Source organism: Parapedobacter pyrenivorans (genome assembly GCF_014636865.1).
GTDB lineage: Bacteria > Bacteroidota > Bacteroidia > Sphingobacteriales > Sphingobacteriaceae > Parapedobacter > Parapedobacter pyrenivorans.
The window spans coordinates 196,770-221,660 of sequence record NZ_BMER01000006.1; the positions used below are offsets into that span (position 1 = coordinate 196,770).

The following is a 24,891-nucleotide window of genomic DNA, read 5'->3' on the forward strand; positions in this document are numbered from 1 at the left end:
TATTGGGGCGCTTTGACAAGTTTCAATTTGTATATTCGCATTACAGAAACGATGACCATCAAGCGAAAACTAAAAAAAAAGACCCGGAGAAAAATCCAGTTCATACCTGCTATCAGGAATGTATACCTGCGGTGGACCTTACGGATAATCCTGTATTTTGTTGCGATTACCGTGGGTTGGGTGATTGTCTTACGCTTCATCAATCCGCCCATCACTTGGTTAATGATACAACGCGGGTTTGAGCGTCAAAGCGACGGCAAAGCGTGGAAAATCACAAAAAAGTGGGTACGTTACGAAGACCTTTCAGATAATCTGAAGCGCGCCGCAATTGCGGGCGAAGATGCCCGATTCATGGAACATTGGGGGCTCGATCGTGCTGCCATTGCTAATGCCTATCAACGCAACAAGGATGGGGGCAGGTTGCGCGGCGGTAGTACCATCAGCCAGCAAACCGCCAAGAATGTATTTCTTTGGCCAAGACGCTCGTGGATAAGGAAAGGGTTTGAAACCTATTTTACGTTATTGATTGAATTCTTTTGGGGCAAAAAACGGATTCTTGAAGTTTACCTCAACGTCATTGAAACCGGCGATGGATTATACGGAGCCGAAGCCGCTGCACAGCATTATCATGGGAAATCAGCCCAAAGCCTTACCAAGCGCCAAGCAGCGCTCCTGATTGCCGTACTCCCGAATCCGCGACGTTGGTCGCCGGCAAAACCAACGGCATTCATCAACCGCAAGGCGAATACGATTGTACGGTATATGGAATACAGCAAAATTCCATAACCTTACAAAAAAACCTGCGCATGCCAGCTTTCTTTTAGCGGTACTTCCCAATGAGTTTCCAGTTCGGGATAAGAAGTAATCAGGTTGTTGAAGACGATGGTATCATCGGTCACTTCACCGGTAGCGATTAGTTGCTCAAACTCATGGCGTGGGGCAACGAGTATCTGGTCTCCCTTCCGGTAAGCCAGCTGTAGGCGGTCGAAAAGGTTAAGACCGGTTTCCCTTTCGATTTCTTTAAGCAGGTACACCGATTTGTCAATCGAGCATCCTGTCGGCGGGGCAATGGCATCATCCACCATCAGGATAACAAAGCGATCATAACGGATCTCGGCCGTTGCAGCTAAGGACCTACCATGTGCTTTCCACTCGGCCGTGAAGCGTGCTAATTTGTCCTGTGCCTTTGCCTTGTCGGTAGCCGTCATTTGCCGATCGGCCTGATAAATCCAAATACGTTGCATAATAAGGCAAAGGTACGAATTTAGGTGTAATAAGGTGAAATCATCAGGTACACCACCACACCGGAAACCGCCACATATAACCAAAGAGGGAACGTATACCTGGCCAGCCTTCGATGTCGTACAAAATCGCCTGAGAAACCACGTACGAATGTAATCAGTACAAAAGGAATGACAATGATGGAAAGCAAAATATGGGAAATCAGGATGAAGAAATATAGGTAGCGGACAACTCCCTCACCGCCAAATGGGGTGGATTCAGCAGTCATGTGGTAGGCTACATACATCAGTAAAAATGCTGCCGAACATCCGATACATACCTTCACAAGTCGCTCATGTAATTTACGTTTCCCATTTCGGACCGCCACCACGGCTGATATCAACAGAATAGCAGTTAAGCCATTGATGGCCGCATAGATTGGGGGCAAAAAGGTCAATGGCGTCACGTCGTAACCCAAATCCCGTAAATTGACGCCAAACAGGATAGCTACCACCAATGGGATGGATACCGAAAGGACGATGATCCATCTTTGGTATTTTCGCTCCATCGAATTATTCGTTACATTCATTATGCTAGTCTATTTAATATGGGCTTGCTTCGCGGATTTCCTGTACCAGCAATAGTTTCAACTCATCGATCAACCGATCAATTTCCTTTTTGTGATTGACATCATAGTACCCGCGTATGCGCCGATGGGAATCCACCAATATCAGGGAAGAACTATGGATGAAGCTCGCTGGCCGTGTGGTATCTTGAACGGCATCCACCAAAAACCCGTTGCGCGCAATATCATAGACATCGTCCTTTCCTGTAGTCAGGAAATGCCATTTCTTGGTGGCAGGTTGGTAGGCTTCCGCATATTTCCTCAACACATCTGGCGTATCGTAGACCGTATCCACCGTGATGGTATAAAAATTTACCATTCCATTAGCGGAAAACCGATCGGCTACCCGATTCATCTCATCATTCATGTGCGCACAAAAGGTAGCGCAGCGTGTATAGAAAAAATTAACCACGGCTATGCCGGTATCGTTGGCCAGCACCGTCACGGGTCTCCCCTGCTGGTCGGTCAACGAAAAGGGTTCGATCTGATGAAAGAGCGTATCCGGCACCTGTTTGCCCATCCGGTTACTGAATGTGCCGGTCAAAACCTTCTCACCGTAAATGGGGAGTTTTTGATACCGGTTTTCACCTTTTTTCTCCAGCAAATAATATAAAAATCCTGGCAAGATCAAAATGACCGCCAGGATTACAATTTTCTTCAAGCCACTGGCTTGTGCAGCAGTCCCCATTAAGGATTAGCCCAAGACGGGAACGAGTGGTAGTGTGTATTCAGGTATCCACCCTCCGTAAGCATCAACGCGATGAAATAAAGGATGAACAAGAAGACGACGGCAACAGACATAATAAATCCAAACGTCTCAAACTTGAGGTGCATGAAATACGCGACAATGTAGTACGCCTTGAGCAGGGTGAGTGCGATATAAACAACGTTTACGCCAATACCCTTTTGTACGATGCCACCGTGCACCAACACCAAGGCAATGAAAAATTCCAATGCCGTGAGCGCGAGGAGGTAGAAAAACACCCGCCAAATCTTACCCTTGGTCATACCCTCGTGGTGCTGCCCTTCTTCGTGCCCTACCGTATGATCGTGATGTTGAGAAGCCATAGTCTAATAATGCGTTAAATTAATTATACCAAATAAAAGAACGTAAATACAAATACCCATACCAAATCGACAAAGTGCCAGTAGAGGCCTACTTTCTCCACCATCAAATAAGAGCCCCGGCGCTCAAACGTGTTGGCTAGCGTCATCCCCAAAATAATGATATTCAGCAATATGCCGATAGATACGTGGAATCCGTGAAATCCGGTGATGGTGAAGAAAAGGTTGGCAAACTGCAATGCCGATACCTCCGAAATTTCCTTAGTAAAATAAGGCGCAAGCGTCACTTCAGGCGAAACACCTTCCTGAAACGGAATGCTTCCCCACCAAAAACCTGCATGATGAAGGTGTGTCCACTCAAGAGCCTGACATCCGACAAACATCAAGCCGCCGATAATCGTCGCAATCATCCACCCCACCACTTCCTTCTTCGCATTGCGATGTCCAGCTTCCACGGCAAGAACCATCGTCACCGAGCTCATGATGAGAATAAAGGTCATAATCCCCACGAATACCAGCGGGAAACCGGTATCGGCTATAAAAGGAATAGACTGGAATAACTTATCCGGATCGGGCCATGTCATGTGGGCAAAGCGCTGTGAGCCGTAGTAGATCAAAAACGCCGAAAATGTAAAAGCATCGGACGTAAGGAAAAACCACATCATGATCTTGCCATACTCCACATTGAAAGGCGACCTACCACCGTTCCATCGTCCGGTTTTTACCTTATCTAATTCCGTTACAGTTGTACTCATTGTTCAGTTATTGGTTCAAAAGTAAAAAAACATAAATATAAATCCACAAAATACCCAGAAAATGCCAAAACAAGGCAGCTAGGTCCATCCGAAAAACATTACTAACCTGGTTCACCCCGCTGATACGCCCCACCAACGCGCGCACCAATACGATGATTCCCGCAAGGATATGAGCAAGATGCATACCGGTAAACACATAGATGAACGATTGGGATGCGTTGTTATTCACAAATACGACCCCTCTGCTGCTGAGCACACCCCATGCATATACCTGTATTGCAAAAAAGCCAAACCCCAATATGAGTGTTGCTACAAGCAGCAGCTTTTGTCGGGCAAATTGTGTTTTCTTTGCCGCGATATACGCCAATTGCATCGTTACACTGCTCAATATAATCAATAACGTACTGTAGATAAATGCGTGGGGCAACAAGGTTTTGATTCCCTTGTCGACACCGCCGGCCGTATACACGATAAATCCGCTTGACAGTGCCGCAAACATCATAAACATCCCGATCATGCCCAGCCACAGGTTGAATTTCTTCGCCTTCTGCTGTGCCAGATCTTCCTTATTTTGGGTATATTGTACCATGGCTATCATAACGCGTTAAAATCAAATAGCAAAACCAACTGAATCAGTGGCAGGTAAAAAAATGAGGTAAACATGACCTTGCGTGCCGACACCAAATCGCATTTCAGGAACAATTTCAGTCCGTACCAGCTAAACAGCAACGCACCTGCCAGCGAAACCAATGAAACGACTATCCCCCCAAATCCAAAATAATAGGGAAGCAAGCTCACCGGAATCATCAGCAACGTAGAGAAAAGCACCATGAATGCAGACACCTTATCGCGCCGGGTGGTAGGCAGCAACCTGAATCCGGCCCGCTTATAGTCATCGTCAAGCACCCATGCTATCCCCCAAAAATGCGGGAATTGCCAGACAAACTGGATGACAAATAACACCAGCGGAATAATAACAATCGCCGCCGCGTTAGATTGACTATAAGCAGCCAAATCATCTTGGCTGAAAGCGGCGTAATAACCGATCAGCGGCGGCAATGCACCAGGGAAAGCACCGACAAACACGGCTATCGGTGACTTCTGCTTCAACGGCGTATAAACAAAAGCGTATAGAATAATCGAAAATACAGACAATACACCGGCCATAAAATTTAGGGTTACCAGTGTATAAGTACCTATAATTCCCATCAACAAACTTAACACCAGTGCTTGGCCCGTGGTCATCCGACCCGCAGGAATCGGCCGTTCAGCGGTACGTTTCATCAGCTTGTCCAGATCACGCTCAATGATCTCATTAAAACCATTTGCAGACCCGGTAACCAAAAAACCACCAACCGTCAAAATCACCCAATTAATCCAATTGATATCACCCTGTTGTTTACTGCCAATAAGGAACGCAATGGACGCCGAGAATACGACCGTCATGGTAAGCCGCATCTTGACCAATTGCTTCATATCTGCTACAAACTGCGTAATCTCAGCAACTACCGCAGCCCTTTGATGTTTTTGCACAACAACATTCCCACCTTGTTTCTTGGCCCGCATGTCATTATCCGATATCTTCATTCACTCCCTTTCAAAATTGTCAAATCTTCTTTCTTGCCATTTTACTCAATAGCAGCACCAGGTAATACTGTGTACCAAACAGCAGACACGCCAGCACCAAATGCGCGGTCTGCGCGAAGGGCGGAATGTCAAAGTAACCCAGCACCAATGCACTAATCAGCTGCAGAATCAACAGCACCAAGAGCAGATTCGTGAATCTGCTTTGATGCGTATTGGAAGCAAACCGCGAGCGAACCACAAAGAACAGCAACACAATCGCGATTGCCGATACCAATGCCAAACTGCGGTGTATATCAAACACCTCACCTACTTCCCCCAACCATTCGCTCCGATCGGGCACATCAGCAGCAGCCGAAATCATATCGATCTCTTCCCGTACGCCCGTACCAATAGCCACTTGTAACACAATCAATAGCAGCGAAAAAATCGCCAGTACTTTTATCCCTCGGGACGTATGGTTAATCAACAGATCCTTATCCCGCAGAGAACGTGCCTTGAAGTAGGTATAAATGCTTATACCCAGAATGACCAGCGCCAATAACATGTGTACCGTGATAATCCAAGGCATCAGGTTCGTGGATACAACGATGGATCCCAACCAAGCCTGGTACCCGATAGCAATCACGTTGATCACGCTCCAGACGAAAATAGATCGCTTTGTTTTAAAGAACGTAAAGGAAAAGATCGCACAAAGCAACAGTAAGACCCCAGTTACTGCTCCAACCAGCCGATTGACATACTCCGTCCATGTTTTCGCAGCATTGAACTCCTCATGCTGCAAAATGCTTTTATCACTCCGGATGCGTTCAGCGAGCTCTTTGTTGCCGAATCGGTCCAGCATGGATGCAAACCGCTCGTTCTTCGCCTTTCTACCTGCAATGTATTTTTCTTCATATCCCGCCGGTAGCTGCGCTTCCTCCGTAGGTGGCACCAATCGGTCGAAACACTTGGGCCAGTCGGGACACCCCATCCCAGACCCGGTACTACGTACGATACCACCAGCAAGAATCACCATGAACAACGAAATAATCGAAATCTTGTTGATCCATAAAAACCTTCGTTCGGCAGGTGGCAGCATGTCCTGTTATTCCGTCTCCTTCTCCGGCAATGGTTTATTCGCCAGCTCCCATTCACGTTGAATGCGCTCAGCTTCGGGATTCCCCTCAAAATCATGCGGCAAATTCGAACTCATCGTTTCGGAAAACGGAACCGTCTGCGGGATGAAATCTTCATCATGCCCCGGCTTGCTGTAATCATACGGCCATCGGTAAACCGTTGGAATCTCGCCTGGCCAGTTACCATGGATGTGTTTCACCGGAGTCGTCCATTCGAGGGTATTTGATCCCCAAGGATTCTGCGGAGCTACCTTGCCAAACCGCATCGAAGTAAAGAAGTTCCACAGGAAAGCCAGCTGGCCCAATCCGGCAATAATCGCCGACCACGTGATAAATATATTTACAGACACCCATTTCTCCATAAACGGAAATTCCGTAAAGGCATAATACCTACGGGGAACCCCGTCGATCCCCATGAAGTGCATGGGGAAAAACACGAAATATGCCCCCACAAAGGTGAGCCAGAAGTGCAGGTAACCCAATTTCTCGTCCATCATCCGGCCAAACATCTTCGGATACCAATGGTACACCCCGCATAACATCCCGAATATCGAAGCAGACCCCATTACCAAATGGAAGTGAGCCACCACGAAATAGGTATCGTGCAGGTTAATATCCAACGCCGAATTACCAACATACAATCCGGTCAATCCACCGGAGATGAAGAACGACACCATGCCGATGGCAAACAACATTGCTGGCGTAAACCGGATATTACCCCGCCACAGCGTAGCGAGGTAGTTAAATGATTTCACAGCCGATGGGACCGCAATAATCAATGTCGTAATCATAAACACCCCACCCAGAAACGGATTCATACCCGTCACAAACATATGGTGCCCCCACACGATGAACGAAAGCACGGTAATGCCGACTAGGGAATAGACCATGGCGTGGTATCCGAAAATAGGTTTACGCGAATTGGTCGAAATAACCTCAGAGGTCAAGCCAAGCGCAGGCATCAATACGATATAAACCTCAGGATGCCCCAAAAACCAAAATAAATGCTGGAACAAAATGGGGCTCCCGCCTTCATTGGGCAAAATCTGACCTTGAATGACCAGATCAGACAAGTAGAAACTGGTTCCGAAGCTACGGTCAAAGATCAGCAACACAACCGCAGATACCAACACCGGAAATGACAATAGTCCGACGATCGCTGTCAAGAAAAACGCCCAAATCGTCAAGGGCATTTTCCAAAGATCCATGCCTTTTGTACGCATGTTCAATATCGTACTGATATAGTTGGTACCACCGAGTACCTGTGATATGATAAACATCACCATACTCGTCAACCACAAGGTCATACCCAGGCCTGATCCGCTGATGGCCTTCGGTACTGCAGATAGCGGCGGGTAAATCGTCCACCCTGCACTCGCCGGACCGCTTTCGACAAAAAACGAAGAAATCATAACCACGCAGGCGGCGAAGAAGAACCAGTACGACAGCATGTTCATGAATGGCGATGCCATATCCCGCGCTCCCAATTGATAAGGTATCAACAAGTTACTGAATGTACCACTTAGTCCCGCTGTAAGTACGAAGAAGACCATGATGGTGCCGTGTATAGTCACCAACGCCAGAAAAAACTCCGGATTGATTCGTCCGCCCTCAGCCCACTTACTACCCAGGAACAATTCCAAAATCGGAAACGATTTATCGGGCCAAGCCAATTGGAGCCTGAACAATATGGATAGCACCATGGCAAATACCGCCATGATAATACCAGTAATCAGAAACTGCTTAGCGATCATTTTATGATCCTGACTAAATACATATTTAGTCCAGAATGACTCATGGTGATGCCCATGTCCATCGTGGTGATCTAAACTATGCGTGTCTGCGCTTGCTATATTTGACATATCTGTGTATTAAATACGTTATTCCCTAATCTTCTCTAATTAGCATTCGCCAATAAACTGGCATCAGCTTCGTTATCGCCTGTCTGTGACAGCTTGAATTCTTTCCTTAAGTCCTCGGTAAAGAAATACGGTTGCTCGTTAAGCCATGCTTGGTACTCTTTTTCCGTCACTACCCGTACCTTCTTTTGCATATTCCAGTGACCTCCACCGCAAATCTTATTACATAGCATTACGAAATCGTAATTATAATCTCCCAATTTATCACGCATTTCTTCCGTCGTCATCGTTGCCGTAAACTGGAAATAGGTTTTCATGCCCGGTACGGCATTCATCTGCACCCGGAAATCCGGAATATAAAAACTATGCAGAATATCCTTCGATCCGATTTGGAAGCGAACGGGTTTGTTCACCGGGATAACGATCTCGCTGCCCAGTTGGTCATCCCAACTGTTCTTATCATTGAAATCAATGCCTAAGCCATTCAGCGGAGTAGTCAGCCGGTAATTCCGCTCGCCGATTTTCCCATCACGACCGGGATACCTTACCGTCCAAGCAAACTGCTCACCAACAACTTCGATCAGGATGGCATTCTTTTGGTCCTCCTCAGACACGTTGGTAATCGAACGCCAGGTAAAGAACCCGAATAGCACGAGTACGGTCAATGTCACCGCCGGAATAATCGTCCAGATTTTTTCAAGCGTATTGTTGTGCGGATAGAAATAGGCCTTCCTCGTTGGTCTTTCACGGTAGATGTATGCAAAGGAAAACATCGCAATGTGCATAACCACCAACACCACTGTACAAATGATCGTTGTGATAATAAACATGGTGTCAATACGAGCGCCATGCTCCGTTGCCGCTGCCTTAAATGATTGCGCACCGTGGTGCACGTATGACCAATACACGCCATACAATCCCAAGACCAGCGCGACGATAAACATTTGGGCATTGAAATTACGCATGTAAAGCGTGGTATCCTTGCCGTTCATTCGCCGTGTAAGTTCATACACTTGAATGATCTTGCCGATGACCCCAACCAATACGCAAATCAAAAATACCAGTAACAACCCGTAAAAGAAATTCATATACACCTGCGGATCAAGGTTTACGCCACTATCATCCGTAGTTGCTTCCGGCGTGGAACCGGTACGTGCGGCAGGTGCCGCGCTAGTAGCCGCCGTGTCGGCTGCAGCCGCGGTCGTATCAACGCTTGCTGTATCTGCCACAACCGTCGTGTCCGACGCTTGTAACGAAGTATCTGCTTCCTGCGAAAATACGCGGTCAGATAGCCCTACCGCCACAATGAATGCCAGTACGAAGACTGTCTTAAACTTGATATTTTTTATAAAGCTCATTTCTAATTATATCGATTATCCGTTTCAATACCTTAGTCTCGGTCCGGTATGGCTGTCCCTTCACCGTACCGCTACCGTACCTCAAATCTGATGGTGTAAACTCTCTTCCAAAAAAGGATGCTTCACTGGTGCCAACGCATGCTTGCTCAATTTGTTGAGCACAAGGAAAGCAAAAAGCCCCACAAAACCCAGCGCCGCTCCAATTTCAATCCAGCCGAAGCCTCGGTGCATTTCCACCGTACCCGGCATAACCATGATGTAGTAGTCCAGCCAATGTCCCAGCAACAGCAGGATACATACAAACGCGAGAATCTTGCGACTGCGGACAAAATCCCTGTTGACCAAAATTAATACCGGCGCAACGAAATTGATGACAATATTAATCCAAAACCAAGGCTTGTATTCCGGCTCCCAACGTTTATAAAAATAAACCGTCTCCTCGGGGATATTAGCATACCAGATCAACATAAATTGCGCGAACCAAACATAGGTCCAGAAAATGGAAAATCCAAAAATCAACTTTCCAAGATCATGAAGGTGATTTTCGTTTACCCACGCCATATAACCTGATCGCTTCAGCAAAATGACAATCAATGTAATCACGCAGAGACTACTTACAAACATTGCCGCGAAATTATACCAACCAAACATGGTAGAAAACCAATGGGCTTCCAACGACATAATGGTATCAAATGACCAAATGGGTGAGGTAAACCCAAAAATCACCAAAAATATCGCGGATAACTTGAAGCTCTTTTTATAGGAATTGAGACTTCCGTGAAGATCCTCGCTATAAGAATATTTAGCCAATAACCATGCGCAGATGCTATAGGCACCCATAAAACCCACCTGCCTGACCAAAAAACTGGGTGCGTTGAGATAAGATGCCTTACCAGCGATGAGGGCATCATAATTTGGGCTATTCGGGTCGGTAAGCCCTTCCCCATACCAATGGTGATAGAGGTTATGCGAAAACAATCCCGCAACAACAATCACCAGCAAAATCAACGATGCGATAGGCAATATATAAGCCATCGCCTGTGGTATGCGGATCAATCCCGACGACCAGCCGGCCTGGGTCACATATTGCAACGCCAGAAAACATCCACCGGCTGCACATACGCCGGTAAAATAATATCCCATCAGTAGCAAGTTGGCATACGTACGCTCCACGGTGATATGATCGCTGGAGAGCAGGCCGATAGCTACGGTCACAATGCCGAGAGCGAGGGCGACCAAACTCACTACCTTCGCCCGTCCTGTAAACGTAAATTGCTCGCTAAAGTTATAATCGTGATGATGACTATGAGTTCCCATTTAATATATAGCTGATATGATATTATTTCTTTTGTAATTCCCTAACATACATGACCACTTTCCAGCGCTCCTCCGGCGACAATTGCGAAGCATGCGATCCCATCATGTTCAACCCGTAAGTAATGGTATGGTATATTTTACCATCGTTCAGATCAGCCATCAACCCTCCTCTAGAAGAATTAATACCATCGGTACGAGCATAAGAAGGTGGCGGGGGAAAATTCTCCAATTGGCGTGATTCAGCTTCCAGTGTACGATCCTTCGTAATCGAACCATCGCCGTGTCCCTCCGGGCCATGGCATACCGCACAGTAAACCTGGTAAAGGGCCTCACCCTGTGCCAGATTGGCCTCGGTACGTGCTAACGGGTTAATCAATTCAACACCGGCACGTTCGTAATCCGCTGTACTACTGGTGTAAGGAAACCGCTCAAATCCCACAGGAGTAGTACCCGCTGGGGGCATCTGCGCTGTCTTCCCGTCTGCAAAATTAGCATTGGGTTGGTCGGGGTTGTAGCCAATGGGATCATACATATTTCGCGAAAATTCCCAGCCGCGGCTACGCGTTGTACCGTCTCCGCAGGAAGTCACCACTGCCGCAATTGCAACGGCCGCACCTACAGCGCCAAGAAGTTTCCTCTTATTCATAACTAACATATTTTCGTTCGTTGTACTTCACTTCAACAGCACCAGCTTCTTTCAGCAGGCTTTCAATCTTTCCGTGGTCTGCATTATCGTTGGCATCGATCGCAATAATAAACCGATCGTCCGTAGCACGCAGGTCCATCACACGCGGCGCTCGCCCTGGAAACAAATGGTTACGGAAGAAAAAAGTAGCCACCATCCCCAATGCACAAAGTAGAATCGTCACCTCAAATGTAACCGGTACAAATGCTGGCAACGGAAGCGATGGCTTACCACCGATATTCATCGGCCAGTCATAGGTCATGGTATAATAAAGCAGACTGAATCCGAGGCACGTACCTGTAATTCCGAAGCAGAAAGCCGCTATGGGTAGGCGCGAGGGCTTCACCCCGAGCTTTGCTTCAATACCGTGTATAGGCATTGGGGTAAAGCAATCGTAGATACTGACGTTATTGGCTTGAAGCTTGTCAATCCCATCCATCATTTCGTCTGGATCGGCAAAACTTCCAATGATATACTTTATATTGCTCATGGCACTATTTCGTTTCTAATTCGTTAATTTCCTTTTCGGTCACCGAGTCGTATTTACCAAGCGAGTTTTTGAAGAACGTCACCTGTTCGGCGTCCAAATGTCCTTCTCTTATCAACTTAGCCTTCTGTTGTAAGCTCGCACTTTTCAGCAACAGCTTCACCTCCGCAATAGCAATACCCGGCAGGAAACGAAGGAACAACAGGAATAATGTGAAAAACACCCCGATGGAACCCACAAAGATACCCACGTCTACCCATGTTGGATAAAACATCGCCCAGCTGGATGGAATATAATCACGGTGCAGCGACGTAACAATAATTACGAAACGCTCAAACCACATCCCGATGTTGACCACAATGGAGAGCACCCAAGAAATCGGAATACTGGTACGAATCCGCTTAAACCAAAACAACTGCGGCGAAATCACGTTGCAGGTCATCATAGTCCAGTAAGCCCACCAATAGGGGCCTGCAATCCGGTTCGAAAACGCATACATCTCATACTCCGATCCCGAATACCACGCAATGAATAGCTCTGTTAAATAGGCGATACCCACAATCGAACCCGTTGCCAAGATGATCTTGTTCATGGATTCGATATGGAACATGGTGATGTAATTTTCAAAGTTGAGCACTTTACGCATCACCAATAATAACGTTTGTACCATTGCGAAACCGGAGAAAATAGCCCCAGCGACAAAATACGGCGGAAAAATGGTGGTATGCCATCCTGGAATCACCGATGTGGCAAAGTCCATGGATACAATGGTGTGTACCGAAAGTACCAATGGAGTAGAAATACCCGCAAGAATCAACGATACGATTTCAAATCGCTGCCATGTTTTTACCGAACCGTTCCAACCAAATGACATGATGGAATATATCCTTCTTTTCAGTCCCGCAGCACGATCGCGTACGGAAGCAATATCCGGTAATAAGCCGCAATACCAAAACACAAGGGATACCGTGAAGTATGTCGAAATCGCAAATGCATCCCACACCAGTGGCGAATTAAAGTTAACCCAAAGTGAGCCGAATTGGTTGGGCAAAGGGAAAATCCAATAAGCGAGCCAAGGGCGCCCCATGTGTGCTACCACATAGGTAGCCGCGCAAATCACGGCGAAAATCGTCATGGCCTCCGCGGAACGATTGATGGAATTACGCCAATTCTGGCGGAAAAGTAAGAGTACCGCCGAAATCAACGTACCCGCGTGACCGATACCTACCCACCACACAAAGTCGGTGATATCCCACGCCCAACCCACGGTCTTGTTCAGCCCCCAGGCACCGATACCGGTCCAAAATGTGTACCCCACACTCACCACCCACAGCGAAGCCCCCAACGCCGCCATAATAAAGCCAATCCACCAAGCCTTATTGGGCTTATTCTCCACCGGCAGCAGGATATCGTCCGTCACCTTGGCATAGGTGATGTCTTTACCGGTTACTAATGGTTCCCTTAATATTGATTCGTTATGCGATGACATAGTCTATTATTTCAAAGAATTTGATTAAGCGTCAAACGTATTTCTCACTTTCGTCATGTATCCGATACCCGGCTGCACGTTGATCTCCTCCAACACATAATATATACGCTCATTCCTCAACGCCTTGGATACTTCCGAGTCCGGGTCGTTGGCATCACCAAAGATGATGGCATTGGCCGAGCACGCCGAAGCACAAGCCAACTTGATATCGCCGTCCTTCAACGGCCGCTTTTCGATCTTAGCCTGAAGCTTACCGGCTTGGATACGCTGGATACACATGGAACATTTTTCCATCACCCCACGTGAACGTGAAACCACATCCGGATTCAACACCAACTGGGTAAACTCATTATTCAGGTAGTTATCAAAGCGTGAGTCGTTCCAATAGTTAAACCAGTTGAAACGGCGAACTTTGTATGGGCAGTTGTTCGCGCAATAGCGCGTCCCAAAGCACCGGTTGTATGCCATATGATTCAACCCTTCTGACGAGTGTACGGTAGCCAATACCGGGCAAACCGTTTCACAAGGCGCATGCTCACAATGCTGGCACAGCATCGGCTGATGGACAACAGAAACGCTTTCCATATCATCCAAGCGGCGGATGTCATCTTCCTTGGTGTACGCTTCGCCGTCTTGTTCTATCGAATAATACCGATCGATACGAATCCAATGCATTTCGCGGCGGCGACGCACCTCGTCGCGGCCCACTACCGGTATGTTGTTCTCGATATTACAGGCTACAATACAAGAGCCGCATCCGGTGCAGGCATTCAGGTCGATCGCCATTACCCACTTGTGGCCGGGCTGCTCGTACTTGTTCCAAAGGTCATACGTCTTGTGCTTATCCGTCCATCTTCCAGCATTGTGACCCGGTTCTTCCTGGTATTTGGTAAAGGTTGTCTCCCGGATTACATTACGTCCTTCAATCGTATGGTGGGTCTGCGTCTGGGCTAATTCATAAGTACCACCTGCTTTCGTCAATTTCGCAGTGGTATTGAATTGTAGGGTGCCATTTTGTAATCTCGCGAAAGGATATGCGTTTTTGCCGACGTCGTTTCCTGCTTTACCGATTTTGGTATGACCGTAACCCAGTGCTATAGAGACCGTCCCCATCGCTTGGCCGGGTTGCATCAGCACCGGTAATGTCACTTTGTACCCGTTCTCGCCCTCCACTTCCACCAAGCTATTCTCGCCTAAGCCCAAAGATTCGGCGAATTTCGGATTCAGCGCCGCGTAATTATCCCATGTTACTTTCGATACCGGATCTGGCAACTCATGTAGGTACGCGTTGTTCCCTTGCTTGCCGTCCTTCAGCGCCACACTTTGGTAAAGTTGCACTTCAACGTCCTTAGCCAACGCCTTGCTGTACGTTGCAATGGCGTCCGCTACGGCACCCAAAGTGGCTGTATCGAACGTATACGCCGCCGCGGGCTGGTCGCCCTTGTATTCAAATCCGGTCTGCAACACGTCTTTCCACGTCTTGCTGCTTCCGGCCAGAAGCTGTTGCTCCCAATTAGTTTTCACAAAGGTGTAGTAATCAGTTTTTTCACCCGCCCATAACAACAAGCTCTGCTCGGCCTGACGGGTGTTGTATACCGGATTGATGGTAGGCTGAACGATGGTATAATAACCACCACGTGGTTGTGCATCGCCCCAAGACTCCAAGAAATTGTGATTAGGTGCAATGGCATCCAGCGCTGAAGCCGTTTCATCCGCCCGGTCAGCAAACGAAAGTTTGAACTTGATTTTGTCAAGTGCCTCCGTTACCGCTCCTGCATTGGCGTATTCATATAAGGGGTTAGCATTCAAAAAGAACGCCACATCCACATCACCCCGATTGGCTTCAGCTAAAAACGCTGCGAACGCCTCATCATCGCCTTTATAGTGATAAGAAGGATTATCGAGATCAATCGTGCTACCGTAGCTTTGCAGTGCAACGTTGATGGCATTTGTCAACGTTTGTAGTGCAATGTCATTGGAACCAGAAACAACAACGGCTCGACCTTGCGCTTGCTGTAGCTCTTGAGCAACCAGTTTCAGTGCGGTTTGCGCCTTTTGGTTGGTGTTGAGCGCCCCCGGCAGGTTGCTGCCTGTAATTGTATTATAGAGTCCGATCAGCAACGGCCCTTCTTCTGAAGGCTTAATCGCTATCCGTACGTCCGCGTTCGTACCCGTCAGACTCATGCCTCCTTCAAACTGGATATGGCGTGACATCTTGCCTTTTTTAAGGCTCTTATAATCGCGATTGGCTATGTATTGCTGCGTATGCTCTTCACCACTCAACCACGTGCCTAGAAAATCAGCAGCCACACTGACAATGACATCCGCATTATCGAACCGGTAATGGGGTACCACAGCTTTACCAAAAGTACGCGCATTAGCTTTAATAATCGCACTATAAGAAACCGCATCTACCTCAATCAACCTCGTTGTCGGATACTTTTCAGTAAAGCGGGCAATTGCGGCGATGGTCGATGGGCTGTTGATGGTGGAGGCGATGATGCGGACTTGCTTTCCGGCCGTATTGGCGGCGCCCAAAGCAGTGACTACATGCGTATCGAGCTCATCCCATGATATATCGGCGCCGTTAAACTGAGGCCCCTTAAGCTTAGACTGATCATAAAGGTCCAATATGGATGCCTGCGCAGCTGCATCGGTACCGCAATTCAACCCCACCGCGGCAGGATTAGCCTCTAACAAGATAGGGCGGCCTTCACGAGTCCTGACCAATACGCTCTGCCCTTTGAAGCTGGATGCATAGAAATTGGGGATGCCGGGAGTTATCTCCTCCGGCTTAATCAAGTATGGGACGGCCTTGTGCACCGGTGTACGATTACATGCTGCCAAGGTAACGGCGCCCAGTCCGAATCCCAACGCCTTCAAGAAATCACGACGCGGCGTTTTCGTGCTCAAACCGGCTTCATTCAAAACATCTTCTACAGGAATTGGTTCGGCAAATTCGCCATTGCTGTTCTTTATGAAAGCCGGCGTTTGCTGCAATTCTTCCAAACCTTTCCAATATTTCTTGTTGCTATCCATTTAAGCTATATCTTAAGTATTGCGTAGTCTGTATACGTATTTTTATCATTAATAATGGCACTTGCCACATTCCAATCCACCAAGCATGGCCGCGGTTACCTTTTCGCCTTTCTTCAATTGCTCGTGTGCCGCGATCAACTGGTCATAATAGGCATTGTCCTCGTGGTTGACCTCGGTCTCCTTATGACAGTCAATGCACCATTTCATGGTAAGCGGCGAATACTGATATACTTCTGCCATCGTCTCAATCGGGCCATGACAAGTCTGGCACTCCACGCCGGCTACCACAACGTGCTGTGAATGGTTGAAATAAGCAAAATCAGGCAGGTTGTGGATACGTACCCATTCAATGGGACGTTGATTCGGACCATATTCCATGGTTTCGGGGTCATAATCCAACGCACGGTAGATCTTAGCAATCTCCGGCGACAACTCACCGTCGTACTTATCACTCGCCGTAATGGCCTTGTGGCAGTTCATACACACGTTGGCCGAAGGGATGGATGCGTTCTTGGATTTATAAGCTCCACCGTGGCAATATTGGCAATCGATCTGGTTAACACCAGCATGCAGCTGGTGGGAAAATTTGATGGGCTGCACGGGTTGATACCCTTCATGCACGCCCACGTTCCACAAGGTTTTCCATCCTGCAGAACCAAGAAAAATGACCACCAGCAGCACGGTAAAAAATACCAATTTTTTATTCTTGGCCAGCTTCTTCAACTTGCCGAGATAGTCTTTGCCCGGTGCGGCGGTTGCTGCGGCTGCCGGAATCAGACTTTTATTCGTATCGATAACCCGCTCCAAGGTGCGGATGACTTTATTGAGCACCAAAATAACCGCAAAGGCCAAAATGATAACCGCTACCAATCCGATAATCATAAAGTTGCTCGCATCACCGCTAGCGCCCGATGCAGCTCCACCAGGGCCCGTGGCCCCTCCCCCTCCAGCATCGGCTGTTGCCTTTTTCGTCTCTTCCGACGTGATATAAGCGAGTACGTTTTTTATATCGTCGTCAGAAAGCGTTGGGAACGATGACATCATAGCGTTCGGAAACTGTGCATCCAACTCTAATGCTATAGGATCGCCCGAGGCAATCATCGCCGGGGCATTGTGAACCCACTTCAACAACCATGCTTCTTCACGCCTTTCGTTTACCCCGGCCAATTCCGGCCCCAAGAACTTACCAAACACCTTGTGGCAGGAAGAACAATTGGCCTTGAAAATTGTCTCGCCTGCCTTCGGATCCTGAGCTTGCAACGAAGAAACCGCAAACAACAACACCAACGCAACGGATAACGGCTTGGCAAATCTTTCAAAAACTAATGAGATATTTCTCATATTGAGCACTTTATACTGATTATGATGAATGTAACAATTTGGGCAATCTGAATCAATGGAACTACACCCCCTTAATAATGCCACAAAAGTATAACTTATTGCCGTATCGGTGACAATCGGATGACTGAATTTAATAATTTATAATCGTTCTAAATTGATCAAAATAGGCGATTACAGCCCGTATAGTATATTTTACGGGAATCTTCATTACCTATCCTACAGTTGATCGTTTTCTATTGTTTTGCTTTTTGATTTTTTTTGATTACTATCCTATAGGGTGTATCGAAGACACCCCCGTGGCGACCGCAGTCCGTCAACTTTGTACGTGCTGGTCCAAACTTTTTTGCGATAAAAGATGTATATTCGCATACGGGGCTTATCGGTTAGTCCTTACAGGCAAATGATTGTTTCTTATGCGTTATATTTGGTTCACTTTGGCGCTCCTGCCCTTACACATTGCATGTGGACAGACCGCCGCACAACGGGATAGTCGGCACCGACCCGGCGATTCCGAAAATGCTTCAATTGAAAACAAAATGGATACGGCAAAATACAACAAATTAACACCCGAAGAGGAGTACATTATCATTCATAAGGGTACCGAAAGGCCATTTACGGGCGCATTACTCAACAATAAGGCAGAAGGCCTTTATGTCTGTAAGCGCTGTGATACGCCGCTCTACCGTTCAGACAGTAAATTCGAATCCCACTGCGGCTGGCCAAGTTTCGACGACGAAATCGAAGGTGCTGTAAAACGCGTCACGGACGCCGATGGCCGGCGCACAGAAATCCTATGTGCCAACTGTGGGGGGCATTTGGGGCACGTCTTTATCGGTGAACGATTTACCGCGAAAAATACGCGCCATTGTGTCAACTCCCTGTCGATGAAGTTTGTACCAACGAAGACTCCCTGATAATTAATTCCGAAGGCAGCATCACTTGCTTCGGCCCCTTTTCCTTACCGTCGAGCTGATTGAGCAGGATGTTAATCAGTTCGCTGGCAATTGCTTCGATAGGTTGGGATACCGCCGTAATGGTGGGCGTAAACAGCTTGAAGAGTGTGTGATCATCATACGATACCACGGCCGGAAACGGCAGATTGTACTGTTTGATTGCCTTCAGGCCTGCAATCGCCAGGTAATTGGTGGCAAAGAAAACCGCATCAGGCTGCTGATCTTCCAAAAACGCACGAAAATCATCGATAACGGTCTGCTCATCATCATGAAGGTTAACCTTTTTCACATAGGGCTGTAGCTTATAGATATCGATTGCGCGCATGTAACCGTTCATGCGATCCCGCATTTGTGTCTGGGCGGAATAGAGCGTAATCATCGCAATACGCCTGCATCCCTGCTGGGCAAGGTGGGCAGTGGCATCATAGGCACCGCGCACGTTGTCTGTAATCACGTGGTTACTATCCAATCCAGGGATATAACGGTCAAACAAAACCAATGGCAATTGGCTATGCTGCAATGACTCAATGGTATCGCGCACGCCTTCGGACGGGGTGACGATATAGCCATCAACGTGGCGATCTCGAAAAAGCTGGATGAGTTCGATGGCTTTATCCGGCTGGTTGTCCGTACTGCAATAGATAATCCGATACCCCCTGCTATACGCTTTAGCTTCAATCAGGCGTGCAATATTGGCGAAAAAAGGGTTCGAAATGTCTTCGATGACTAGACCAATAATTTTCGTTTTGCCTGTACGCAAGCTTTTCGCCAGTTCATTAGGCTTGTAACCCACCTTTTGGACGTAATCGAGTACCCGCTTAGTCAATCCTTCGCTGATGCGCTTCTCCTTGGCTTTGTCATTAAGAATGAAAGACACGGTGGTAACCGATATTCCCAAATCCTTCGCGATGTCACTGATAAGTATTTTTTTTTTCATTTTAGCAATAGGTGCTTAATGTTTAGCGATGGCGCAAACCTATGGATTTTTCAGTCAAGTCTGGCAAATTAATTCATAAAATTAATGGTCCTTTTTGGAATAATAAATTAGCTTTACAACAAATTAAGGTATCCACTTTTTTGAAACAAACATGCTAAAGCGTTTAAGCATTTCTGGGATTCTCTCCCTCTTGTGTGTCCTTTCTTGGGCACAGGATTCGTTGATTTCCTATGTTGATCCCTTCATCGGCACCGGTGGTCACGGCCATACATTCCCGGGCGCTACGGTACCTTTCGGAATGGTTCAGTTAAGTCCCGATAATGGTCGCGAAGGCTGGGATTGGTGTAGCGGCTATCATTATACTGACAGCCTCATCGCTGGATTTAGCCATATGCACCTCAGCGGCACGGGCATCGGCGATTGGCTGGACATTTCCGTAATGCCATTGGTAGAACCACTCGCCGACACGGCAAAAACGTTGAAAGTACCCTTTAAACATGCCAATGAATCCGCTTCACCCGGATATTACAGGGTTATATTAGACAATGGTATCCATGCCGAGTTGACCGCGAGCAGCCGGTGCGGCCTCCATCGTTACACCTTTCCCCAAGGGAGTACACCAACCGTTCGCGTCGACCTGGCTTTTCATATGAATTGGGACAGCCCAACCGAAACCCACATCAGCGTACTGAACGACAGCACGATCATTGGTTACCGGTATTCAACAGGATGGGCCGAAACCCAGCGGGTGTATTTCGCGGCCCGGACCTCTGCTCCAATCTACAAAACCATTCTCCATGACGGAGAATCTGCATCGGACATGACCGACATGGCCGAAACCTACGACAACGGCAGCGGCGTATCCGCCCAACTACTATTTGACAGCACCGCAAATCGAACCATCCAACTAAAAGTAGCTTTATCGACAACCAGCTATCAAAAGGCCCTGATAGCACTAGGGGAAGTCCAGGGGTGGGATTTCGATAACGTCCGTAAAGCCGCCGAAAACCAATGGGAGATGGAATTAAAAAAAGTCCAGATCACAACAGCTGATAAGAAATTAAAACGCATATTCTACACGGCACTTTACCATACGGCCATTGCCCCTACCCTATATTCGGATGCGGATAGCGAGTATCAAAATGCGAAAGGTGACATCCGGTCCATGGCCGATGGGGCCAGCCGCTACACCCTCTTCTCACTTTGGGATACCTTTCGCGCACTGAAACCACTGTTTACCCTCACCCAACCCGAAAAATACACGGATATGCTCAACAGCATGCTGGCTTTCCATGATGAAAACGGCCTGCTCCCGGTCTGGGACCTCAGCACCTGGGAGACCAATACGATGACGGGCTACCACGCCATTCCGGTGCTCGCCGACGCAATACTCAAGGACTGGCCGGGACTGGATGCCGAACGAGCATACCAGGCCATGTTAAAAAGCGCCTATCAGGATATACGCGGCGTGCCGGATTACATCGAATACGGCTACCTGCCCCAAGATAAGGCGGGTGGCAGTGTGACCATTACGCTGGAATACGCGTTTGACGATTGGTGCATCGCCCAGGTTGCCAAAAAACTCGGCAAAACAGCGGACCATGCCACCTTCATGAACCGGGCAAAATCTTATGCCAATCTATTCGATGCACAAACGGGCTTCATGCGCGCCAAAAATTCAGATGGCCTGTTTGTGGAACCGTTTGATCCTTTTTGGTCGGAGCACGACTTCGACAAAAGCCAGTATATCGAGGGTAACGCCTGGCAGCATTCATTTTTTGTTCCCCATGACGTACACGGACTGGCAGCCCACTATGGCGGCACTGAGGGACTCAGCAGGAAGCTTGATGAGCTGTTCACCGCCCCCTCCGAGATGCACGGCGAAAACATCTCTCCAGATGCGAGCGGTTTCATCGGACAATATGCACATGGCAATGAACCCAGCCACCATATCGCCTATCTGTATAACTTCATCGGAGAGGCTTGGAAAACACAGGAGCGCGTACGCCAGATTGTGGATTCCATGTATCACGACGGGCCCGATGGGTATGCGGGCAACGAAGACGCCGGACAAATGAGTGCCTGGGCAGTATGGAGTATCGCCGGCCTATACCCCGTGAATCCCGCCAGCGGCGAATATATCTTTGGAAGTCCGATTGCCGATGAAACCAACTTTATGCTTCCCAATGGTAGGGAATTCACCATCCGTACGGTCAATAACGATGAGCGGAATCCCTACATCCAATCCGTGACACTGAACGGAAAACCTTACGAAAACACCTATATCCGGCATGATGAACTATGCAATGGAGGCGAACTGGTCTTCAGGATGGGACCGAAGCCCAACAAACGTTTTGGGCGGAAAGCCGAAAGCTGGCCGGGCATGGAGCACTAAGAAAAAAAGCCGGGCACGAATGTGCCCGGCTTCAGATCGTTTTGACAAACGGAGCGTTTTTACACTTCCTCTTTCTTTTCCGGCTTTGGTAGCAATGCCTTGCGCGAAAGTTTCAATTTGCCTTGTTTATCGACATCCATCAGCTTTACCTTGACAATATCACCGACATTGAAGATGCCATCCATCGTTTCAAACCGCTTCCAATCGATTTCAGAGATGTGGAGCAAGCCGTCCTTACCGGGGATAATCTCGATAAACGCCCCGAATGGCATGATGGATTTCACCTTACCTTCATAGATTTCACCTACTTCGGGTTTGGCAGCAATGGCCTTGATGCGTCGTACCGCGTCATCAATGGAAGCCTTGTCGTCTGCGAATACCTGTACCACGCCTTTATTATCGATTTCCTCGATCGCAATGGTCGCTCCGGTCTCGCGTTGCATCTCCTGAATGATCTTACCGCCGGGTCCGATCACTGCACCGATAAACTCCTTATCGATCGTGAAGCTTACAATGCGTGGCGCATGCGGTTTGTAGTCGGCACGCGGCCCGGTAAGGGTTTTCGCCATCTCACCCAGAATATGTAAACGGGCTTCCTTTGCCTGTTCCAATGCTTGGGTAAGGACTTCCCATTTCAGCCCGTTAATTTTCAGGTCCATCTGGCAGCCCACAATTCCCTTCTCAGTACCAGTCACCTTAAAATCCATGTCACCGAGGTGATCCTCGTCGCCCAGGATATCACTCAATATCGCATATTTACCGGTCTTTTCATCCGTAATCAAGCCCATGGCGATGCCCGAAACAGGCGCCTTGATTTTGATCCCGGCATCCATGAGGGCCAATGCGCCCGCACATACGGTAGCCATCGATGACGAACCGTTTGATTCGAGGATATCTGAAACTATGCGGATGGTATACGGATTCTCATCCCCTGTAGGCAGCACTTGTTTCAAGGAGCGCATGGCCAGGTTACCATGGCCTACTTCCCGACGGCCAGGCCCCCTGTTTGGGCGCACTTCGCCTACAGAAAAAGCGGGGAAATTATAATGCAGAAGGAATTTGTTATAGCCATGGATAAATGCCCCATCAATCATTTGCTCGTCGTCTTTGGCACCTAATGTCACCGAAGTGAGGGATTGGGTTTCTCCACGGGTGAATACCGCTGAGCCATGTGCTGCAGGCAGGTAATCCACTTCACTCCATATAGGGCGTACCGTACGGGAATCCCGTCCGTCAAGCCGGATACCCTCGTTCAGTATCAGGTTGCGTATCGCTTCGTATTGTACATCGTGGTAATATTTCTTAATCAAGAATGCGGTATCGTCATTGATTTCTTCTTCACCGTACGCCGCCGATACAAATTCGCTCCCGATTTGCTTGAACTGCTCGCTGCGTTCATGCTTGGCCGAAGCAGCTTTGGCCACCGCATAAACCTTATCATAAGTAGCGGCAAAAATCTGATCACGCAACTCGGGGTTACTTGGCTCGTGGCTATATACCCGTTTGGTCGTCTTTCCGACCAATTCGGCTAATTCCACCTGGGCCTGCACCTGCTTTTTGATAAACTGGTGGGCATATTCGATGGCTTCCACCATCTCGGCCTCGGCGATTTCCTTAGCCTCCCCTTCCACCATCACGATATCCTTGGCAGAACCCGCAACGATAAACTCCAGAGTTGCGCGTTCCAGTTCGCTCATTAGTGGGTTGACCACCAATTGGCCATCGATCTTGGCTACGCGGACCTCCGAAATCGGGCCATTGAACGGAATGTCTGACACAGCGATGGCAGCCGAAGCAGCCAATCCCGCCAGGGCATCCGGCATGATGTCTTTATCGGCGGATATCAGTGATATCATTACCTGCGTATCGGCATGATAGTCCTCGGGGAACAGTGGCCTCAGCGCACGGTCTACCAACCTCGAAATAAGGATTTCATAATCCGACAGGCGTGCCTCACGACGCAAAAAACCTCCCGGGATACGCCCGGCTGCAGCATATTTTTCCTGGTAATCTACCGAAAGCGGCAAAAAGTCCGCTCCGGGTTTGGGTTCCTGTGCGGAAACCACTGTGGCAAGCAGCATGGTGTTCCCCTGCTTCACCACCACCGAGCCATCAGCCTGTTTAGCCAATTTTCCGGTGGAAAGCTCGATTTGGCGTCCTGCGCCCATATCGATCGTTGTTTTGATTTCGTTGTAACTCATTTGTTGTTTACATTCGATGTGCTGTTCATCTTTACGCAACACACCATTATTATAATAGACTTTTACTTTGCGTGCAAACTTACAAAAAATAAAAAGCCATCCGCCAGCCGGCGGATGGCTTTATTCAAAATTTTACCTGAAAGCTATTTGATGATATCCCGCAAGCCCAATGCCTTGATGACAGCACGATACCGTGTAATATCCTTATGGAAAAGATATTTCAATAAAGCACGGCGCTTACCAACCAGCTTCTGCAATGAACGCTGGGTAGCAAAGTCTTTCCTGTTCGATTTCAAATGCCCGGTCAGGTGGGCAATCCGTTTGGTAAATAAAGCCACCTGTCCTTCGGCAGAACCGGTGTTGGTTGCGTTTCCCGCAAATTCGGCGAAGATATCCGCCTTGTACTCTTTACTTAAATACATTACTTGAATAATATTAAAGCGTGATTAAATAAAATTAATT

At 48.0% G+C, this 24,891-nt stretch carries 22 protein-coding genes; 3 read left to right on the forward strand and 19 right to left on the reverse strand.

The features are described 5' to 3' along the window. Window positions 1–51 precede the first annotated feature (51 nt). Window positions 52–786, forward strand: a complete 735-nt coding sequence (gene mtgA, locus IEV98_RS22145) for a monofunctional biosynthetic peptidoglycan transglycosylase (RefSeq protein WP_188508233.1) — start codon at window positions 52–54, stop codon at window positions 784–786. 2 nt (window positions 787–788) lie between these two features. Here mtgA and IEV98_RS22150 read toward each other — a convergent pair whose 3' ends face one another. The 16 genes from IEV98_RS22150 to IEV98_RS22225 all read right to left on the reverse strand — a co-directional run bounded on the left by IEV98_RS22150 (window position 789) and on the right by IEV98_RS22225 (window position 17,943). Next, a complete protein-coding gene (locus IEV98_RS22150; protein ID WP_188508234.1) occupies window positions 789–1,244 on the reverse strand; it encodes an ABC transporter ATPase in 456 nt (151 codons plus the stop codon). Between the two features lie 20 nt (window positions 1,245–1,264). Continuing rightward, window positions 1,265–1,810 carry a DUF420 domain-containing protein gene (locus tag IEV98_RS22155; protein ID WP_188508235.1) on the reverse strand — a complete coding sequence of 182 codons (546 nt, stop codon included), beginning with the start codon at window positions 1,808–1,810 and terminating at the stop codon, window positions 1,265–1,267. Between the two features lie 13 nt (window positions 1,811–1,823). Continuing rightward, the gene (locus IEV98_RS22160; RefSeq protein ID WP_188508236.1) at window positions 1,824–2,507 is read right to left on the reverse strand and encodes an SCO family protein; all 684 of its coding nucleotides are present in this window, start codon (window positions 2,505–2,507) and stop codon (window positions 1,824–1,826) included. A 26-nt stretch (window positions 2,508–2,533) separates the two neighbouring features. Beyond that, a complete protein-coding gene (locus IEV98_RS22165; protein ID WP_188508237.1) occupies window positions 2,534–2,914 on the reverse strand; it encodes a cytochrome C oxidase subunit IV family protein in 381 nt (126 codons plus the stop codon). Window positions 2,915–2,937: 23 nt separating this feature from the next. Then, window positions 2,938–3,666 carry a cytochrome c oxidase subunit 3 gene (locus IEV98_RS22170; protein ID WP_188508238.1) on the reverse strand — a complete coding sequence of 243 codons (729 nt, stop codon included), beginning with the start codon at window positions 3,664–3,666 and terminating at the stop codon, window positions 2,938–2,940. A gap of 7 nt (window positions 3,667–3,673) precedes the next feature. Then, window positions 3,674–4,264 carry a cytochrome c oxidase subunit 3 gene (locus IEV98_RS22175; RefSeq protein ID WP_188508239.1) on the reverse strand — a complete coding sequence of 197 codons (591 nt, stop codon included), beginning with the start codon at window positions 4,262–4,264 and terminating at the stop codon, window positions 3,674–3,676. Next, a complete protein-coding gene (gene cyoE / locus IEV98_RS22180; protein ID WP_188508390.1) occupies window positions 4,261–5,163 on the reverse strand; it encodes a heme o synthase in 903 nt (300 codons plus the stop codon). Before cyoE ends, IEV98_RS22175 begins: the two co-directional genes overlap by 4 nt. Before the next feature lie 109 nt (window positions 5,164–5,272). Beyond that, complete coding sequence (locus IEV98_RS22185; RefSeq protein ID WP_188508240.1) at window positions 5,273–6,331, reverse strand: COX15/CtaA family protein; 1,059 nt, start codon at window positions 6,329–6,331, stop codon at window positions 5,273–5,275. Between the two features lie 6 nt (window positions 6,332–6,337). After that, window positions 6,338–8,230, reverse strand: coding sequence for a cytochrome c oxidase subunit I (locus IEV98_RS22190; protein WP_188508241.1), 1,893 nt, complete (start codon window positions 8,228–8,230; stop codon window positions 6,338–6,340). Window positions 8,231–8,265: 35 nt separating this feature from the next. Next, the gene (locus IEV98_RS22195) at window positions 8,266–9,585 is read right to left on the reverse strand and encodes a cytochrome c oxidase subunit II (RefSeq protein ID WP_188508242.1); all 1,320 of its coding nucleotides are present in this window, start codon (window positions 9,583–9,585) and stop codon (window positions 8,266–8,268) included. 81 nt (window positions 9,586–9,666) lie between these two features. Beyond that, the gene (locus IEV98_RS22200; RefSeq protein WP_188508243.1) at window positions 9,667–10,902 is read right to left on the reverse strand and encodes a quinol:cytochrome C oxidoreductase; all 1,236 of its coding nucleotides are present in this window, start codon (window positions 10,900–10,902) and stop codon (window positions 9,667–9,669) included. Between the two features lie 22 nt (window positions 10,903–10,924). Next, window positions 10,925–11,548: a c-type cytochrome gene (locus tag IEV98_RS22205; protein WP_307726874.1), complete on the reverse strand. Its 624-nt coding sequence runs from the start codon at window positions 11,546–11,548 to the stop codon at window positions 10,925–10,927. After that, window positions 11,541–12,077, reverse strand: coding sequence for a DUF3341 domain-containing protein (locus IEV98_RS22210; RefSeq protein ID WP_188508245.1), 537 nt, complete (start codon window positions 12,075–12,077; stop codon window positions 11,541–11,543). The genes IEV98_RS22205 and IEV98_RS22210 overlap by 8 nt, the downstream gene beginning before the upstream one ends. Before the next feature lie 4 nt (window positions 12,078–12,081). Further along, complete coding sequence (gene nrfD / locus IEV98_RS22215) at window positions 12,082–13,563, reverse strand: NrfD/PsrC family molybdoenzyme membrane anchor subunit (protein WP_188508246.1); 1,482 nt, start codon at window positions 13,561–13,563, stop codon at window positions 12,082–12,084. A gap of 24 nt (window positions 13,564–13,587) precedes the next feature. After that, on the reverse strand, window positions 13,588–16,602 hold the full coding sequence (locus IEV98_RS22220; RefSeq protein WP_188508247.1) for a TAT-variant-translocated molybdopterin oxidoreductase: 3,015 nt from the start codon (window positions 16,600–16,602) through the stop codon (window positions 13,588–13,590). Window positions 16,603–16,650: 48 nt separating this feature from the next. Further along, window positions 16,651–17,943: a cytochrome c3 family protein gene (locus IEV98_RS22225; RefSeq protein WP_188508248.1), complete on the reverse strand. Its 1,293-nt coding sequence runs from the start codon at window positions 17,941–17,943 to the stop codon at window positions 16,651–16,653. 413 nt (window positions 17,944–18,356) lie between these two features. Here IEV98_RS22225 and IEV98_RS22230 point away from each other — a divergent pair, with 413 nt between their 5' ends. Next, the gene (locus IEV98_RS22230; protein ID WP_188508249.1) at window positions 18,357–18,857 is read left to right on the forward strand and encodes a methionine-R-sulfoxide reductase; all 501 of its coding nucleotides are present in this window, start codon (window positions 18,357–18,359) and stop codon (window positions 18,855–18,857) included. Here the strand turns inward: IEV98_RS22230 and IEV98_RS22235 are convergent. Then, the gene (locus tag IEV98_RS22235) at window positions 18,814–19,833 is read right to left on the reverse strand and encodes a LacI family DNA-binding transcriptional regulator (RefSeq protein WP_188508250.1); all 1,020 of its coding nucleotides are present in this window, start codon (window positions 19,831–19,833) and stop codon (window positions 18,814–18,816) included. The two genes, IEV98_RS22230 and IEV98_RS22235, sit on opposite strands and share 44 nt — an antisense overlap. 151 nt (window positions 19,834–19,984) lie before the next feature. Here IEV98_RS22235 and IEV98_RS22240 point away from each other — a divergent pair, with 151 nt between their 5' ends. Beyond that, complete coding sequence (locus IEV98_RS22240; RefSeq protein WP_188508251.1) at window positions 19,985–22,228, forward strand: GH92 family glycosyl hydrolase; 2,244 nt, start codon at window positions 19,985–19,987, stop codon at window positions 22,226–22,228. 59 nt (window positions 22,229–22,287) lie between these two features. Here IEV98_RS22240 and pnp read toward each other — a convergent pair whose 3' ends face one another. Together pnp and rpsO are read right to left on the reverse strand one after the other, a co-directional pair. Next, window positions 22,288–24,429: a polyribonucleotide nucleotidyltransferase gene (gene pnp, locus IEV98_RS22245; RefSeq protein WP_188508252.1), complete on the reverse strand. Its 2,142-nt coding sequence runs from the start codon at window positions 24,427–24,429 to the stop codon at window positions 22,288–22,290. A gap of 143 nt (window positions 24,430–24,572) precedes the next feature. Further along, window positions 24,573–24,851 (reverse strand): 30S ribosomal protein S15, encoded by a 279-nt coding sequence (gene rpsO / locus IEV98_RS22250; RefSeq protein ID WP_188508253.1) that lies wholly within the window; start codon window positions 24,849–24,851, stop codon window positions 24,573–24,575. Window positions 24,852–24,891 lie beyond the last annotated feature (40 nt).